14 protein-coding genes, 1 tRNA gene and 1 pseudogene are annotated in these 15,599 nt (G+C 41.2%); 14 read left to right on the top strand and 2 right to left on the bottom strand.

Annotated features, from left to right (window positions below):
* Nucleotides 1-204: 204 nt before the first annotated feature.
* The 8 genes and pseudogenes from ACESZG_RS09220 to bioA all read left to right on the top strand — a co-directional run bounded on the left by ACESZG_RS09220 (nt 205) and on the right by bioA (nt 5,901).
* A tRNA-Trp gene (locus ACESZG_RS09220) sits at nt 205-275 on the top strand.
* A gap of 461 nt (nt 276-736) precedes the next feature.
* On the top strand, nt 737-1,501 hold the full coding sequence (locus tag ACESZG_RS09225) for a threonine/serine exporter family protein (RefSeq protein WP_055053850.1): 765 nt from the start codon (nt 737-739) through the stop codon (nt 1,499-1,501).
* Complete coding sequence (locus ACESZG_RS09230) at nt 1,498-1,944, top strand: threonine/serine exporter family protein (protein ID WP_081017098.1); 447 nt, start codon at nt 1,498-1,500, stop codon at nt 1,942-1,944. The genes ACESZG_RS09225 and ACESZG_RS09230 overlap by 4 nt, the downstream gene beginning before the upstream one ends.
* 123 nt (nt 1,945-2,067) lie before the next feature.
* Nucleotides 2,068-2,178 (top strand): annotated as a pseudogene (locus ACESZG_RS09235) (transposase); the annotation flags it as partial.
* 258 nt (nt 2,179-2,436) lie between these two features.
* Nucleotides 2,437-3,030: a biotin transporter BioY gene (locus tag ACESZG_RS09240; protein WP_055053849.1), complete on the top strand. Its 594-nt coding sequence runs from the start codon at nt 2,437-2,439 to the stop codon at nt 3,028-3,030.
* Nucleotides 3,027-4,019, top strand: a complete 993-nt coding sequence (gene bioB, locus ACESZG_RS09245; protein ID WP_173704733.1) for a biotin synthase BioB — start codon at nt 3,027-3,029, stop codon at nt 4,017-4,019. Before ACESZG_RS09240 ends, bioB begins: the two co-directional genes overlap by 4 nt.
* Entirely contained in the window at nt 4,016-4,714 is a 699-nt protein-coding gene (bioD, locus tag ACESZG_RS09250; RefSeq protein WP_055053848.1) for a dethiobiotin synthase, read from the top strand. Before bioB ends, bioD begins: the two co-directional genes overlap by 4 nt.
* Nucleotides 4,711-5,901: an adenosylmethionine--8-amino-7-oxononanoate transaminase gene (gene bioA, locus ACESZG_RS09255; RefSeq protein ID WP_055148905.1), complete on the top strand. Its 1,191-nt coding sequence runs from the start codon at nt 4,711-4,713 to the stop codon at nt 5,899-5,901. Before bioD ends, bioA begins: the two co-directional genes overlap by 4 nt.
* Nucleotides 5,902-6,102: 201 nt before the next feature.
* Here bioA and ACESZG_RS09260 read toward each other — a convergent pair whose 3' ends face one another.
* Complete coding sequence (locus tag ACESZG_RS09260) at nt 6,103-8,388, bottom strand: glycoside hydrolase family 3 C-terminal domain-containing protein (RefSeq protein WP_055148912.1); 2,286 nt, start codon at nt 8,386-8,388, stop codon at nt 6,103-6,105.
* Nucleotides 8,389-8,684: 296 nt separating this feature from the next.
* On the opposite strand from ACESZG_RS09260, the gene ACESZG_RS09265 reads away from it, so the two are divergent.
* The 6 genes from ACESZG_RS09265 (at nt 8,685) to ACESZG_RS09290 (ending at nt 13,876) form a co-directional block, all read left to right on the top strand.
* Nucleotides 8,685-9,452 carry a helix-turn-helix domain-containing protein gene (locus tag ACESZG_RS09265; protein WP_118338795.1) on the top strand — a complete coding sequence of 256 codons (768 nt, stop codon included), beginning with the start codon at nt 8,685-8,687 and terminating at the stop codon, nt 9,450-9,452.
* A 244-nt stretch (nt 9,453-9,696) separates the two neighbouring features.
* The gene (locus ACESZG_RS09270) at nt 9,697-10,317 is read left to right on the top strand and encodes a GDSL-type esterase/lipase family protein (protein WP_008708211.1); all 621 of its coding nucleotides are present in this window, start codon (nt 9,697-9,699) and stop codon (nt 10,315-10,317) included.
* A gap of 178 nt (nt 10,318-10,495) precedes the next feature.
* The gene (locus ACESZG_RS09275; protein ID WP_008708210.1) at nt 10,496-11,155 is read left to right on the top strand and encodes an amino acid ABC transporter permease; all 660 of its coding nucleotides are present in this window, start codon (nt 10,496-10,498) and stop codon (nt 11,153-11,155) included.
* On the top strand, nt 11,136-11,813 hold the full coding sequence (locus ACESZG_RS09280; RefSeq protein WP_008708209.1) for an amino acid ABC transporter permease: 678 nt from the start codon (nt 11,136-11,138) through the stop codon (nt 11,811-11,813). The genes ACESZG_RS09275 and ACESZG_RS09280 overlap by 20 nt, the downstream gene beginning before the upstream one ends.
* A gap of 21 nt (nt 11,814-11,834) precedes the next feature.
* Nucleotides 11,835-12,590, top strand: coding sequence for an amino acid ABC transporter ATP-binding protein (locus ACESZG_RS09285; RefSeq protein WP_179976464.1), 756 nt, complete (start codon nt 11,835-11,837; stop codon nt 12,588-12,590).
* A 293-nt stretch (nt 12,591-12,883) separates the two neighbouring features.
* Nucleotides 12,884-13,876, top strand: coding sequence for a cysteine ABC transporter substrate-binding protein (locus ACESZG_RS09290; RefSeq protein ID WP_025581342.1), 993 nt, complete (start codon nt 12,884-12,886; stop codon nt 13,874-13,876).
* A 361-nt stretch (nt 13,877-14,237) separates the two neighbouring features.
* Here the strand turns inward: ACESZG_RS09290 and ACESZG_RS09295 are convergent, their stop codons facing one another.
* Complete coding sequence (locus ACESZG_RS09295) at nt 14,238-15,065, bottom strand: polysaccharide deacetylase family protein (protein WP_022381350.1); 828 nt, start codon at nt 15,063-15,065, stop codon at nt 14,238-14,240.
* Nucleotides 15,066-15,599 lie beyond the last annotated feature (534 nt).

Here is a 15,599-nt window from a genome sequence, read left to right on the forward strand (position 1 = left end):
CGAGGTAGATAGGGCAGAGGTGGAAGTGTGGCAACACATGGAGCTGACTGTTACTAATCGGGTGAGGGCTTGACCAAAATGCTGAGAGACGGAGTCACGAAGTGACCCCGCGGAGTACAAAACTCAATCAGCAACGCAGGAAGTTAATTCTCAAGGAAATGTCAACATGTATGTAGTTTTGAAAGTATGTATAATATACTTTGTAGGGGATTGGTCAAATGGTATGATAGGGGTCTCCAAAACCTTTGGTGGGAGTTCGATTCTCTCATCCCCTGCTCGAAACCTTTGAAAATGAAGGCTTTTGCGCGTCTTCGTCTTCACGGGTACTCACAGGAGTAATCAAAGAAATATCATATGAGTCTATTAAACTAGATTCTATGATATTTTTTTATTTGCCAAAAACAGAGCTGTCAAGAATTTTAATCTTTATAAGAAGGAAGAAAATACTTGACAGCTCGTACACTGATTATTTCTCATAATAAATAGAAAGGGCTTGACGGATTAATCCATCAAGTCCTCTTGACTACTACTCATATTTTTTGATCTGAAAAACACATCTTATTTTTTCAAAATAATCTGAATTGGAACTATTTTATGTAAGCGCTATAAAATAGAAGTTGTATTCACTGCAATTAAGCCTTATACTAAAGCTATCTTCAGAATACAAAAGTGCAGAAGTAAGACACTGGCGTATATTATGCCGGACTCTTTTCTGCAAAATTAAAGGAGTAATCCTATGCAGACATCTAAAGATTTTTTACATATTTTTCTTGATATGGGTGACGCATTGTTAAACAGCGGTGCAGAGATTTTTCGAGTGGAGGATACGCTGAACCGAATGGGTTATGCCTGTGGTGCTGCACAGATGAATGTTTTTGTGATCACATCCAGTATCGTTATTACCATGGAATTTCCAGAAGAAGGAGCGCGGACACAGACCCGACGGATCAGGGAAAGTGGTGGAAATGATTTTACAAAATTAGAGCAGTTGAATGATCTGAGCCGTCGTTTCTGTAATCATCCTGTCCCTGCGGCAGAGCTTCGGAAAGAATTTGATAAAATTAACATAAATAAGACGAAACCGTTATGGAAACTTCTTGGAAGCCTTCTGGCTGCATGCAGTTTTGCTTTTTTTTATGGTGGAAGTATTCCGGATGCTGTTGCAGCAGGATTTGGGGCTGTTCTGATCTGGGGATTACAGCAATATCTTCGTCCGGTATGCATGAATGAAGTGACTTTTCAGTTTGTGGCGTCTTTTTTTACAGGCTGTGCAATCTGTGGATTAACCTTGCTGTGCCCATTCCTTCGCATGGATAAGATTATGATCGGTGACATTATGCTTTTGATTCCGGGGTTGATGTCGACAAATGCAATCAGGGATGTACTTATTGGTGATACACTCTCTGGAATCATCCGTCTGATTGCTGCTTTACTACTTGCTGCGGCACTGGCACTTGGATTTATGGGGGCAATTATTTTATTTGGGAGGTTTGGACTTTGACTGCAGCAATCATGATACAATTAATTACCGGAGCCATTGGCTCTGTAGGATTTGGAATTCTTTTTCATATAAAAAAGAAATATTTGCCTCTGGCAGCAGTTGGCGGCTTCCTTAGCTGGCTGGTGTTCCTTCTGGGAAAAGAATTCTGGGGAAATGTTTTTCTTCCGACTCTGATGGCTGGCTTTGTTACAGATGTGTATGCAGAAATTCTTGCAAGAATCTGTAAAGAAACATCTACATCTTTTTTTGTTACTTCCGTAATCCCTCTGATTCCCGGAAGTACTCTTTATTATTGTATGAACAGCATTGTGGAAGGAAATACTGTTCGAGCATTGGAATATGGACGGGATACGTTTCTTTTTGCTTTTGGAATTGCAGCAGGAATGAGTATTGCGTGGTCGATCTGTTATTTTCTGAGAACTGTAAGGAAAAAGCAGAACTGACCTGGCAAGAAAGAAATTCCCGATGAAATGACACACACCCGTTTTCGACAGTTGATGAAAAATAAAATGGCAGAATCCCTTGACTTTATTGGGGGGTCTGCCGTTTTTGTATGGTTAAAATGAAAAAGTACATTAATGATATTCGAAAGACATGCAAATCTGAAGTACAAATATGGAAACAGACATTTCTGGTGTCGTGGATATTATGTAGATACGGTATGGAAAAATGCAAAAAATACAGGAATAATGAGTCTTTAGACTCCAGTGCCGGTAATAGACCCTTATAGGGTCAAAGCAAACCACCGGCTTAGCCGGTGGTCGTGATTACCGAATCAAGCAAGTACCGAAGCGGATGATTTTATCCGCTTGACCATATTATATATGCTGTGACGCAAATAGCAAGGCGAACTGTAAACTGAGAAAATAAAAAAGTTGACAATTAACCTTCTGTGCTTTAAAATAGTAAACCATAAAATATATGGAGGTTTACAAATGACTAAAACAAAAAGCATGATCTATTGCGGTCTTTTTACGGCGTTGATTGCAGCAGGTGCGTTTATTAAAATCCCTGTACCTGTAGTTCCCTTTACACTGCAGTACCTGTTCACTATGCTTGCCGGATTGTTTCTGGGATCCAGAAGGGGTATGATTTCTGTGGTTGCCTATATGCTGTTGGGACTGGCAGGACTTCCGATCTTTTCGGAGGGCGGTGGGATCTGGTATATTTTCAAGCCAAGCTTCGGTTATATTATAGGGTTCTGCCTGGGAACATACGTGACCGGACTTATTGCAGAGCGTCTTAAGCAGAAGACAGTTTTTCACTATTTACTTGCGAATTTGGCAGGTCTGATGATCGTCTATGCCTGTGGAATGGTTTATTACTATGTGATCTGTAATTATGTGATCGATACACCGATTGGAATCTGGCCGCTGATTCTTTATTGTTTTCTTCTTGCTGTACCCGGTGACATTGCATTAAGTGTTCTGGGAGCTGTTATTGCAAAACGTGTCAGACCGGTAGTGCTTCAATATCTTTTTGATTCAAAATCAAATGTCAGACTGGAAAGGGAGGAGCTTGTAAAATGAATCCACTTATTTTAGCACAGGAAATTATTGATGGACGCAGAATTACAAGGGAAGATGATCTTTCTTTTTTTCTTACCTGTGATTTAGATGAATTATGTGAAGGAGCAGACCGTATCCGCGAAGCATATATCGGTGATAAGGTAGATCTCTGTTCCATTATCAATGGCCGCAGCGGCAGGTGTCCGGAGGACTGCAAATATTGTGCTCAGTCAGTACACCACCATACTTCCTGTGAGATCTATGATTTTCTTCCCGAGGAAAAGATTCTGGAAGCATGTAAAATGAATGAAGAGGAGGGTGTTGATCGTTTTTCCATTGTCACTGCAGGAAAGGCTCTGACCGGAAAAGAATTTGATCAGGCGATTCATGCCTATGAAACCATGTATAAGGAATGCAATATCGATCTCTGTGCTTCCATGGGATTTCTTTCTTCCGAACAGCTGCATCGTCTTCATGAAGCCGGAGTAACCAGTTACCATCATAATATTGAGACTTCAAGGAGAAATTTTCCTAATATATGTACGACACATACATACGATATGAAGATTGAAACTCTGAAAAAGGTAAAGGCAGAAGGAATGTGTGCATGTTCCGGTGGCATCATAGGAATGGGAGAGACCTGGGAGGATCGTCTGGATATGGCAGTCAGCCTTGCAGAGCTGGGTATTGACTCCATTCCGATCAATGCATTGATGCCCATTCCGGGAACACCTTTGGAACATCTTGATCAGCTTTCAGAGCAGGATATCCTCCGGACAATTGCCTTCTTTCGTTATATTAATCCTGAGGCTAATATTCGTCTTGCTGCCGGACGGGCACTTCTTACCAATGACGGGGAAACCGCTTTTAAATCCGGTGCCTCCGCTACAATAACAGGGAATATGCTGACTACTGTTGCCTGCGCAACCATCCGCAGCGACCGAAAAATGCTCTCTGATATGGGCAGAAATGTAACACCAGAATATTGGAAGGAAGTGGAAGAATCATGAGTAAAGCGGTATTTATTACAGGAACAGGAACAGACATGGGCAAAACCTATCTCTCAGGACTGATCGTAAAAAAACTGGCACAGGCAGGAAAAAATCCGGCTTATTACAAAGCTGCAATGAGTGGAAATGACCGGCGTGCAGACGGAAGTCTAATCCCGGGCGATGCACTTTTTGTTAAAGAGATGTCTGGTATTTCCCAGTCTCTGGATGATATGTGTCCTTATGTATATGAAAATGCCTGGTCTCCTCATCTTGCTTCAAGAGTTGAGGGTAATCCGGTGGATCTTGATGTTGTGCGAAGAGGATTTTTGAAGGCAGCAAATGATTATGAATATATTACCATGGAAGGAAGTGGCGGTATCCTCTGTCCGCTCTGTTTTGATGAACGCAAAATCCAGCTTGAAGATGTGATAAGAGAGTTTGAGCTTTCCAGTATTCTGGTGGCAGATGCAGGGCTTGGTACAATAAACAGTGTTGTATTGACTGCTGAGTATATGAAAGTCCATTCCCTTCCAATCAAAGGTATTATTTTTAACCATTACCATCCCGGAAATATTATGGAAGAGGATAATATTGCTATGTGCCAATATATGACAGGCCTTCCGGTTATTGCAAAAGTACAGGATAATGCGAAGGATCTTGATATAGATGCAGATGTACTGGCAGAATTTTATGATGAGGTGAAGATCAAATGATATGGTATCCCTATGAACAAATGAAAACAATGAAAGCTCCCTATAAGATTCTGGATGCAGAGGGTGTACATCTTTATACAAAAGATCAGAAGCTGATAGACTCTATATCTTCCTGGTGGTGTATGATTCATGGATATAAGCATCCGGAACTGACAGAAGCGATCAAGGAACAGGCAGACCGTTTTTGTCATGTAATGCTTGGGGGACTGACACATGAGCCGGTGGAAAAGCTTTCTGCGAAGCTGCAGGAATTTCTGCCAGGAGATCTGGATTATTGTTTTTTTTCAGATTCAGGAAGTGTTGCAGTGGAGGTCTCACTTAAAATGGCCCTTCAATACAACACCAATCAGGGAAGAAAGCGCCCGTTAGTGCTGGCTCTTGAACATGCATATCACGGGGATACATTTAAGGCAATGGAAGTTGGTGATGACGAGGATTATCATTTCGCTTTTGACAAAAAAGAGGGTGTTGTCCATATTCCCACTGAGATTCCGGCCCTGGAGGAGGCATTTGAACAGTATCATGACCGTCTGAACTGCTTTATTGTGGAGCCTCTTTTACAGGGAGCAGGAGGAATGCGGATGTATGATATTTCATTCCTGAAGAGAGCAAGAGAATTGTGTGACCAGTATGATGTTCTTTTGATTTTTGACGAGGTTGCAACCGGGTTTGGCCGCACAGGTAATCGCTTTGTGGCAGATCTTGTTCTGCCGGATATCCTGGTTCTTGGAAAGGCCCTTACAGGAGGATATATTGGTCATGCTGTCACTGTGGCAAATCACAAGGTATTTGATGCCTTTTACAGTGATGATGACAGACTTGCCCTGATGCATGGTCCTACTTTTATGGGAAACCCGCTGGCATGTGCTGTGGCTTTGAAGGGGATTGAGATTTTTGAGCGTGAAGATTATATGAGTAAAATCCGTCATATTGAACAGGTTTCACGTGGTGAGATGGAAGCATTCACAGATCCACGGATCAAAGAAGTCCGGATCATGGGTGGCTGTGTGTGCGTGGAGGTTCATGATTCCAGAGATCTGGAAGGCTTCCAGCAGTTTGCTTATGAACGGGGTGTGTTCAGCAGGCCATTTTTGAACTACATGTACTCTATGGTTCCATATGTGATCAGTGACGAAGAGCTTATAAAAATTTTTGATGTGATGAAGGAATGGTTTAGAGAGAAATAAATAAAAACTACTGTATAAAGCCGGAAAAAAATTCAGCTTATATACAGTAGTTTTTTTGTTTTATAGCAATCCTTGTAAATAATGCATTTAAGACAGTTCAGCAGAGTGCGAAAGACAAGGAAGATATCTGCAGGCGTGCTGACGCACGGCAAAGATATCTGACGCAGGATTTCACACTCTGATGGGCTGGATTAAGATGCATTATTTCAGAGGATTGCTATAGATTGCCTGCAGTTTGTCAATCATCTCCTGGATCTCAGCCCGGGAGAATCCGCCAAAGCTGCACAGAGAGCGAAGTGGCATGGAATCTGTCATTGCTGCTACCATTTCTTCAGTGATAGCTTCAGCAGCAGATTGGGAAGCTGTGTCTGAACCGCCGTTCATTGCAGCCAGATATCTGGAAGTCAGTTCTTTTGCTGCTTCTTTTGTGTTGGGATTATTGAAAAGCTCACCCAGTGTTGTGTTCATATGAATATGCATGGGAATTACCTGGCTGCTGGAGAGTTCAATGGTTTCAGAGAGACGGATATCTCTGGAGGACGCACCAATCAGAATCTCATATTTGCCGCTTGCAGCATACCAGTTCTGTAATTGGGTGTTGTACCATGCAAAGCTACGCTTATCCAGTTTCATAGTAACTGTTTTGGTTTCGCCGGGAGCAAGCTGGACTTTTTCAAAACCTTTCAGTTCTTTTTCCGGACGGATCGTGGATGCTGTCATGTCTTTCACATAGAGCTGGACAGCTTCTTTTCCTGCAACGTTTCCTGTATTTGTTACATCTACAGAAACAGTGACAGTATCTTTTTCTGTTGGATTTGTGTTGGAAATCTGCAGATTGCTGTATGTAAAAGTAGTATAGGAGAGTCCGTATCCGAATGGATAGGCAACTTCCATCTGTTTGGTGTCATAATAACGATATCCTACAAATACACCTTCACGGTATTCCACTTTATCACCGCCACCGAAGTTCAGGTAGGATGGATTGTCAGCCAGTTTCACCGGGATTGTCTCGGCCAGTTTACCGCTTGGATTTACAATACCATAGAGGATATTTGCAACAGCAGCTCCGCCTGCCTGTCCGCCAAGGTAAGCTTCCAGAATACCTTTCACATTATTGATCCATGGCATTTCCACAGGAGAACCATTGTGAAGAACGATCACAGTATTTGGCTGAACTTCAAGGATCTCAGCAATAAGACGGTTCTGGCATTCTGGCAGTCTCATATGAGAACGGTCATATCCTTCAGACTCAAAACTATCCGGAAGTCCGGCGAAGATCACAACCTTATCAGCAGCTTTTGCAGACTGAAGTGCTTCAGAAGCCAGTTTTTCATCGTATAAATCTTTATCAGCAGGAAATCCTTCTGCGTAAATAACCTGTGCATCAGCAGGAACAGCTTCCAGTGCATTGGTAATTTTAAAGCAGTTAATATGAGAGCTTCCGCCGCCCTGGAAACGAGGTTTTTTGGCAAAACCACCTACAAAAGCTACTTTCTCAGAGGTCTTCAGAGGCAGAATCTGGTCTGCGTTTTTCAGAAGGACCATAGATTCTTCCGCAATACGGCGTGCCTCTTCATGGTCTTTTTCCATGGTAAATTCCTGCGGTGCACGGTGGTCCGCATATTTGTAAATAATATTCAGGATACGTTCTACAGCCTGATCCAGAACTTCTTCCTTCAGAGTGCCATTTTTTACGGCTTCCATGATCAGAGCATCGTTTGTTCCGTTGGAACCTGGCATTTCCAGATCCAGGCCGGCCTCCAGACCCTTCACACGGTCATTGACAGCACCCCAGTCAGACATAACATATCCTTCAAAGCCCCAGTCATTGCGGAGAACATCGGTAAGAAGCCATTTATTCTCGGAAGCAAAAGTACCGTTGATCTGATTGTAGGAGCACATAAATGTATATGGCTGAGCCTTTTTTACTGCAGTTTCAAATGCAGGAAAATAAATTTCGCGGAGTGTTCTTTCATCTGCTTCAGAAGAATTGCTCATGCGGTGATATTCCTGATTGTTAGCTGCAAAATGTTTGATGGAAGTTCCTACATGCTGGGACTGTACACCATTGATAAATGCAGCAGCGATCTCACCTGCAAGGTATGGATCTTCTGAATAGTATTCAAAGTTTCTTCCGCAGAGCGGAGAACGTTTAATATTGACAGCCGGTCCTAAAACAACAGATACGTCATTTGCCTGTGCTTCTCTGCCAATAGTTTCGCCCATGGATTCCATTAATTCACGGTCAAAAGAGCAGGCACTTAAAGCAGCAGGAGGGAAGCAGACTGCTTTGATACTGTCGTTCATTCCAAGATGATCTCCCTTGTCATCCTGTTTACGAAGCCCGTGAGGACCGTCGCTTACCATTACCTCCGGGATTCCGAGTCTTTCCACACTCTTCAGATGCCAGAAATCAAGACCTGAGCACATGCCTGCTTTTTCTTCCAGAGTCATCTGGCTGATGATTTTCTTTAAATCACGCTTCATAATAAATTCCTCCATAAGTTTATTTATATGTGAAACAGATGTTACTGTTCACACACCACTATCCCGCGAGGTGTTTTGGCATGAATATGCCAAAATCCCGAGACATACAAGCCAAAATTCCATTGCCGCAGGCAATCTGGAATGAATTTTGGCTACGTTACTGTGAACGGAGTGAACAGTAACAAACAGATTGTTTGTGTTGCCTTTATCTGGACTATATCACCTGTAAATGATAAAATATAGTAAAATATTGCTATAAATAATAAAATATTGCTGTATATGTGAGAGGAATAAAGATGCAGAAGAAAAATAAGGAATATAACGAAAGAGAACAACAGATTGCAGAGAACAGAAGCAGGAATACTCTATTTGAGAGACGTGAAAATTTACAGAAACATGAATCTTATGCAAGTGAGCGTCGGCAGTATGATGCTATCAGGAATGGTCAGACAGACAGAATACAGTCTGTTTTTCAGCTCACACCGGATGGAACCCCGGGAATCCTGTCCAGAAATGAACTGAGAAACAGTAAAAATATGTTTATCGCAGGAATTACGCTGTTTACCAGAGCTGCCATTGAAGGTGGTGTACCTGAAGAAACTGCTTATGCATTAAGCGACGGTTATATTCAGACAGTAGAAGAGTGCACCAGCAAATCTTCCATAGAAAAGTTATCACAAAAAGCAGCCCTGAGATTTGCCCAGGAAGTGCAGAAGTCCGGGATGCAACATTACAGCAGAGAAATTGAAGCGGCAGTAAAATATATTCATCTTCATCTGCATGTTCCCGTTACACTGGAAGAAACTGCAGAGGCAGCAGGGATCAGTGCCAGTTATCTTTCCAGATTGTTTAAAAAAGAAACAGGAATGCTTTTTGTCGACTATATTCAGAAAGAACGGATAGAAGCTGCCTGTAATATGCTGACCTATTCAGATTATACAGCAGCACAGATCAGTGAATATCTTTGCTTTTCCACACAGAGCTATTTTATAAAAATCTTCAGAAAATATACAGGCACGACACCTGCAAAATATAAAAAATATAAAGTTCAGGACTGGAAATAATATCGGTATCAAAAATTTTTTGATTATTTACGAGGATTGCTATAGGTCCCGAAACCGCACGGAAAATAAAAATATTTCTGAGCGTCCCTTTATGACTTATGACGTACAAATAAACATTTTCAAAAAATACAAAAAAGGGCTTGACAAACAAAAATAAAGATTGTATAGTATTCCTATCAAATCAATATGAAAACAGGGAAAACAAAAATCCCATTAAAAATATCAGATAAGAAGGTGACAAGACATGAAACAAATCTTATGTTTCGGTGATTCCAATACATACGGTTTAATCCCGGGAACTACTAATCAGAGATACGGATGGGGTACCCGCTGGACCAGCATCCTGGATGACAAAGTAAGAACAAAAGGCTACAGAGTAATCGAAGAAGGACTTTGCGGAAGAACCACCGTATTCGATGATCCATTCCGTACAGAAAGAAGAGGAACAGAAATGCTTCCGGCAATCCTTGAGAGCCACAGACCAGTAGACACTATCGTTCTCATGCTTGGCACGAACGATTGTAAAAGCGTATACAGCGCAACCCCGGAAGTAATCGGACAGGGGATTGAACAGCTCCTTGATCAGATCAACACTGTAAACCCGGATGCCAAAATATTACTGGTATCTCCAATCTACCTTGGGGAGAGAATCTGGGAAGAGGATTTTGATCCGGAATTCGATAAGAATTCTATCGAAGTATCATGGAATCTGCCCCGGGTGTATGAGAAAATCGCCAGAAGAAGAAATATTTCTTATCTTCCGGCTTCAGAATTTGCCCGACCGGGAGAAGCCGATCAGGAGCATCTGGATGAACTGGGACATAGCAGACTTGCAGATGCAATTTATGAAAAGCTTGCAGGATGAAGCCTGAAATGTTATGATAGTTCACAGATGTGCAGATGTAACGCTTTAACTAAATCAAGTAAACTACCTGCTTTAACCGAAATAGCAGTGGATTGAAAAGTAATAAGTGGAACAGGCACACCAGAGCGTTTTTCAAATATGCTCTAAATCATAATAATAGAAGGAGAATAAAGTAACCATGGATTTTGAGTTTATCCGCGAGCAGACACCTCTTTATATTGAGGCAGCAAAGCTTACACTTCACATGGCGGTGATTGGTGTGTTGCTTGCCATTGTGGTTGGGCTTGTCTGCAGCATGATTAAGTATTTCAGGATTCCTGTACTTCGTCAGATCGTGGAATGTTACATTGAACTGTCCAGAAATACACCATTGTTGATTCAGTTGTTTTTCCTGTATTTCGGTCTTCCGAAAATAGGGATTGTCCTCAGTTCAGAACAGTGTGCGATCACAGGACTGACCTTTCTCGGAGGCAGTTATATGGCAGAAGCCTTCCGAAGCGGCCTGGACAATGTTCCGCCCATTCAGGTGGAATCCGCATTAAGCCTTGGAATGAGTAAGAGTCAGGTATTTACAAACATTATCCTGCCCCAGGCAGTATCCAATTCTATTCCGGCATTCTGTGCAAATGCGATCTTTCTTATTAAGGAAACCTCCGTATTCAGTGCAGTAGCACTTGCAGACCTGATGTTTGTGACAAAAGACCTGATCGGAATTTATTACAAAACAGATGAAGCCCTGTTTATGTTGGTAATCGCATATCTGATCATACTTTTACCAATCTCACTTATCTGTTCATTTGTAGAAAGGAGAGTCCGCTATGCAGAATATGGGGATTGAGGTTCTTTTTAAGGGAATCAACTCATTAAGACTCTGGCAGGGCTTGTGGGTAACAATAAGAATTGCACTGATTTCCATGGTATTTTCCATAATCCTTGGATTTCTTCTTGGGATGGTAATGAATATCCCAAATAAAATCATTAAGTTTATCTGCCGCATTTACCTTGAAATAGTAAGAATCATGCCGCAGCTGGTGCTTTTGTTCCTGGTATATTTCGGAGCGGCCAAGCATCTGGGGATGAATCTTTCCGGTGAGACAGCGGCGGTCATTGTATTTACATTCTGGGGAACTGCTGAAATGGGTGATCTGGTGCGAAGTGCGCTGATCTCCATTCCTAAACACCAGTATGACAGCGGATACGGTCTTGGATTAAACAAATGGCAGGTCTATCTTTATATTATCCTTCCGCAGACTATAAGAAGACTTCTTCCATCCGCAGTGAATCTTCTTACCCGAATGATCAAGACCACATCACTGGTAGCTCTTATCGGAGTAGTAGAGGTGTTAAAAGTTGGAAAACAGATCATAGATGCATCACGTTATACAAATCCGACAGCGGCCCTCTGGGTATACGGTGCAGTATTCTTTATGTATTTTATCATATGTTTTCCATTTTCCAGACTCTCCAGAGTACTGGAAAAGAAGTTTGCTGATTAATAGAGAAATGAGGATAAATGAATGGGACAGCTGATTTTAGAAGTAGAACATTTAAAGAAATCATATGTAAACAATGTTCCTATTCTGGATGATGTTTCCTTCTCTCTGCAAAAGGGAGAAGTGGTGGTGATCGTAGGACCTTCCGGATGTGGAAAAAGTACCTTCCTGCGATGTATCAACCGCCTGGAAGAGATTGACACCGGTGTACTGAAGCTTAACGGTGTAAGCTATGAGAAAGAAAAAAAGAATATAAGCAAAGTCAGAGAGAAGATAGGAATGGTTTTCCAGAGCTATGATCTTTTCCCGAATATGACAATTTTAAATAATCTTCTTCTGGCACCAATGAAAGTACAGAAAAGAAATAAAGAAGAAGTGAAAAAGGAAGCGGAGCAGCTTCTTGACAGAGTTGGTCTTCTGGATAAGAAAGATAATTATCCAAGGCAGCTTTCCGGTGGTCAGAAACAGCGAGTTGCCATTGTACGTGCCATGCTGATGCATCCGGAGATCATGCTTCTGGATGAGATTACAGCAGCACTTGATCCTGAGATGGTAAGAGAAGTACTTCAGGTAGTACTGGAACTTGCAAAGACAGGAATGACCATGCTGATCGTCACTCATGAGATGGAATTTGCCCGTTCCGTAGCAGACAGAGTGATCTTTATGGATAAGGGAAACATTGTAGAAGAGAACACTCCGAAACAGTTCTTTGATAATCCGGAGACTGACAGGGCAAAACAGTTCCTGAACAGTTTCCATTATGAAACAGTGAAAAAATAGAATAGAGGAAAACAGAATATTTTATAAATCCTGAAATGGATGATAATATCCATGAAATAGCAGGATATCATAAGAGCTAGTACATCGTTTCGTAAATAATTATACCAATCGCGTAGGATGCGGATTCGAGTGTGCTGGTATAAAAACGCAGGCGTAGCGGGCTACGCTGAGGCTTTTAGACCTGTGCAATCGGATTCGCAGACAAGTGAGTGGTATAGTTATTTCGAAAACGATGTACTAGTTATAAAAATTATAATAAAATCAAAATTTTTTAAAACATGGAGGAAAAGAACATGAAGAAAAAAATATTAGCAGTCTTATTAGCAACAGGTGTAGCAGCAACAACACTTCTTGGCGGAAGTATTCTTGTAAGTGCGGCAGATGACGGTGGAAACACTGCACAGGCCCGTACTCTGGATGAGATCAAAAAAGACGGAAAGATCAAAATCGGTGTATTCAGTGACAAGAATCCATTTGGATATGTAGATGAAAACGGTGATGTTCAGGGATACGATATTTATTTTGGAAAAAGACTTGCAAAAGACCTTCTGGGAAGTGAAGACGATGCAGAATTTACTTATGTAGAGGCTGCAAGTCGTGTAGAATATCTGCAGTCTGCAAAAGTAGATGTGATCCTTGCAAACTTTACAGTAACCGATGACAGAGCGGAGAAAGTAGACTTCGCACTTCCATATATGAAGGTAGCTCTTGGAGTTGTTTCTCCTGATGATGCGCTGATCAAAGATGTAAAAGATCTGGAAGGCAAGAAGCTGATCGTTGTAAAAGGAACAACAGCAGAGACATATTTCACAGATAACTATCCGGATATTGAACTTGTAAAATTTGATGAATACCAGGAAGCATACGATGCGCTTCTTGATGGAAGAGGAGATGCATTCTCCACAGACAATACAGAAGTACTTGCATGGGCTCAGCAGAATGAAGGATTCTCTGTAGGAATCGAATCTCTTGGTGATATTGATACGATTGCACCAGCAGTACAGAAGGGTAACACAGACCTTCTGAACGCAATCAACGATGAGATTAAATCTCTGGCAGATGAACAGTTCTTCCATAAAGATTTCGAAGAAACTCTGAAACCTGTATACGGTGACAACATCAATCCGGATGACCTGGTAGTTGAAGGTGGTGTTGTGGACAGCGAAGAGAAAGCTGAGGATGCAGATGCAGCAGAGACAGAAGATTCTGATGCAGCCTCCGATGACACTAAAGAAGCGGAAACAACAGAAGAACCGGAAGAGACAGAGGCAGCAGACGCTGAATAAGCAGTGTAAATGCAGTATAAAAGTTATAATTTTGATATTCTCTAAAGTATTGATTTATAAACAAAGTGAGACGCACTCCATTAGGACATTCCTGTGGAGTGCGTTTCATTTTGAGATAATGATCAATTTTTGTTTATTGCAAGTGTGTCAGATATTTCAAAATTCTGTCATTTTTGTATGTGACTTTGTAAATGGGAAAATGGTTACTGTTCACTCCGTTCACAGTAACGTAGCCAAAATTCATTCCAGATTGCCTGCGGCAATGGAATTTTGGCTTGTATGTCTCGGGATTTTGGCATATTCATGCCAAAACACCTCGCGGGATAGTGGTGTGTGAACAGTATCGGAAAATGTTAAATGATCATAATTCATTCAGAGAATGAAAGGAATATCCCATCTCTTCCCATTTATCCAACAGTTCATCCAGAATCTGTGCATTAGTGGAAGAGGTGCTGTGTAGCAGTACAATAGCTCCCGGATGAATCCGTTTCGTCAGTTTTGCAATAGCTTCCTGTGGATCTGGCTGGTTATCCTGGTACCAGTCTACATAGGCAAGGCTCCAGAAAAATGTGTGATATCCCAGTTCTCTGGCCATAGACAGATTCTGTGTACTGTAGATGCCCTGTGGGGGGCGGTAAAATTTTGTCATTTCTTTTCCTGTAATTTCCCTGTAAATTTTTTCTACATCGGATAATTCTTTCTGAAAAGATTCTTTTGTGGAAATTTTTGACATATCCGGGTGCGTCATAGTATGATTGCCGACAATATGCCCTTCCGTTTCCATTCGTTTGATCAGATCTTTGTTTTCCGAAATGAAATTTCCAACCACAAAAAATGTAGCAGGTGCCTGATGTTTTTTCAGTGCATCCAAAATAGCAGGAGTATTTCCATTTTCAAAGCCTGCGTCAAAGGTGAGATAGATTTTCTTTTCTTCGGTATCTTCAGCAAAAAAGGCATTGTACTGAGCCAATTCTTCTATCGTTGCATTTCCAACAGGACGTTTGCCTTCTTCCTGAAAACTGAGTCCCCAGTTGGAACTTTGGGCAGAAGCAGCAGTCTGTCTGGCAGTGTTGTGCGATACGATTTTTCCTATAGAGGAACCTATAAATGCACAAGCACAGAAAAGAAGAAAAATCTTGGTAAATCTGGAAGAGAAAATCCGAGTGGAAGATATGTATTTGAGATGCATAGAGAGTGTTAACCTCAGAATGGAATGATATTAGTTTAATATATGAGAAAGAGGGGAACTATAGAAGCTGAATGACAAATAAAAGAGCCACAGATTTATATTTCATCGTGGCTCCTGTTAAGATTCTGTATCCAAGGGATGATACCTCACTTTCTGTAAAATAAATTATGAAATTGTATGAATTTGAATTATGAAATTAACGGTTCAACTTACTGTCCCATTGGTCTGTACCTTCCTTTTATAGTTTCATAGGGTAAATCGTTAAGTTTTCATTGGACTGTACCTTCTTCATGTAAATGAACGGTTACGTTTTATAATAGGGTAAATCGTTAACGTTTCATTGGACTGTACCTTCCTTATTTTGATTGAATGTCACTTTAAAAATAAAGTAAATCATTAAATTTCCATTGGACCGTACCTTCTTTAGAATGTTTAACTGTTACGTTCAAAATAAGATAAATCGTTAGGTTTCCATTGGACTGTACCTTCCTTGTTTGATAGGAACTACTTATAAAACTTAGTTGGATTTAAAAG

Origin of the sequence: Blautia sp. Marseille-P2398 (assembly GCF_964240315.1) — a bacterium.
GTDB classification, from domain to species: Bacteria; Bacillota; Clostridia; order Lachnospirales; family Lachnospiraceae; genus Blautia_A; species Blautia_A wexlerae.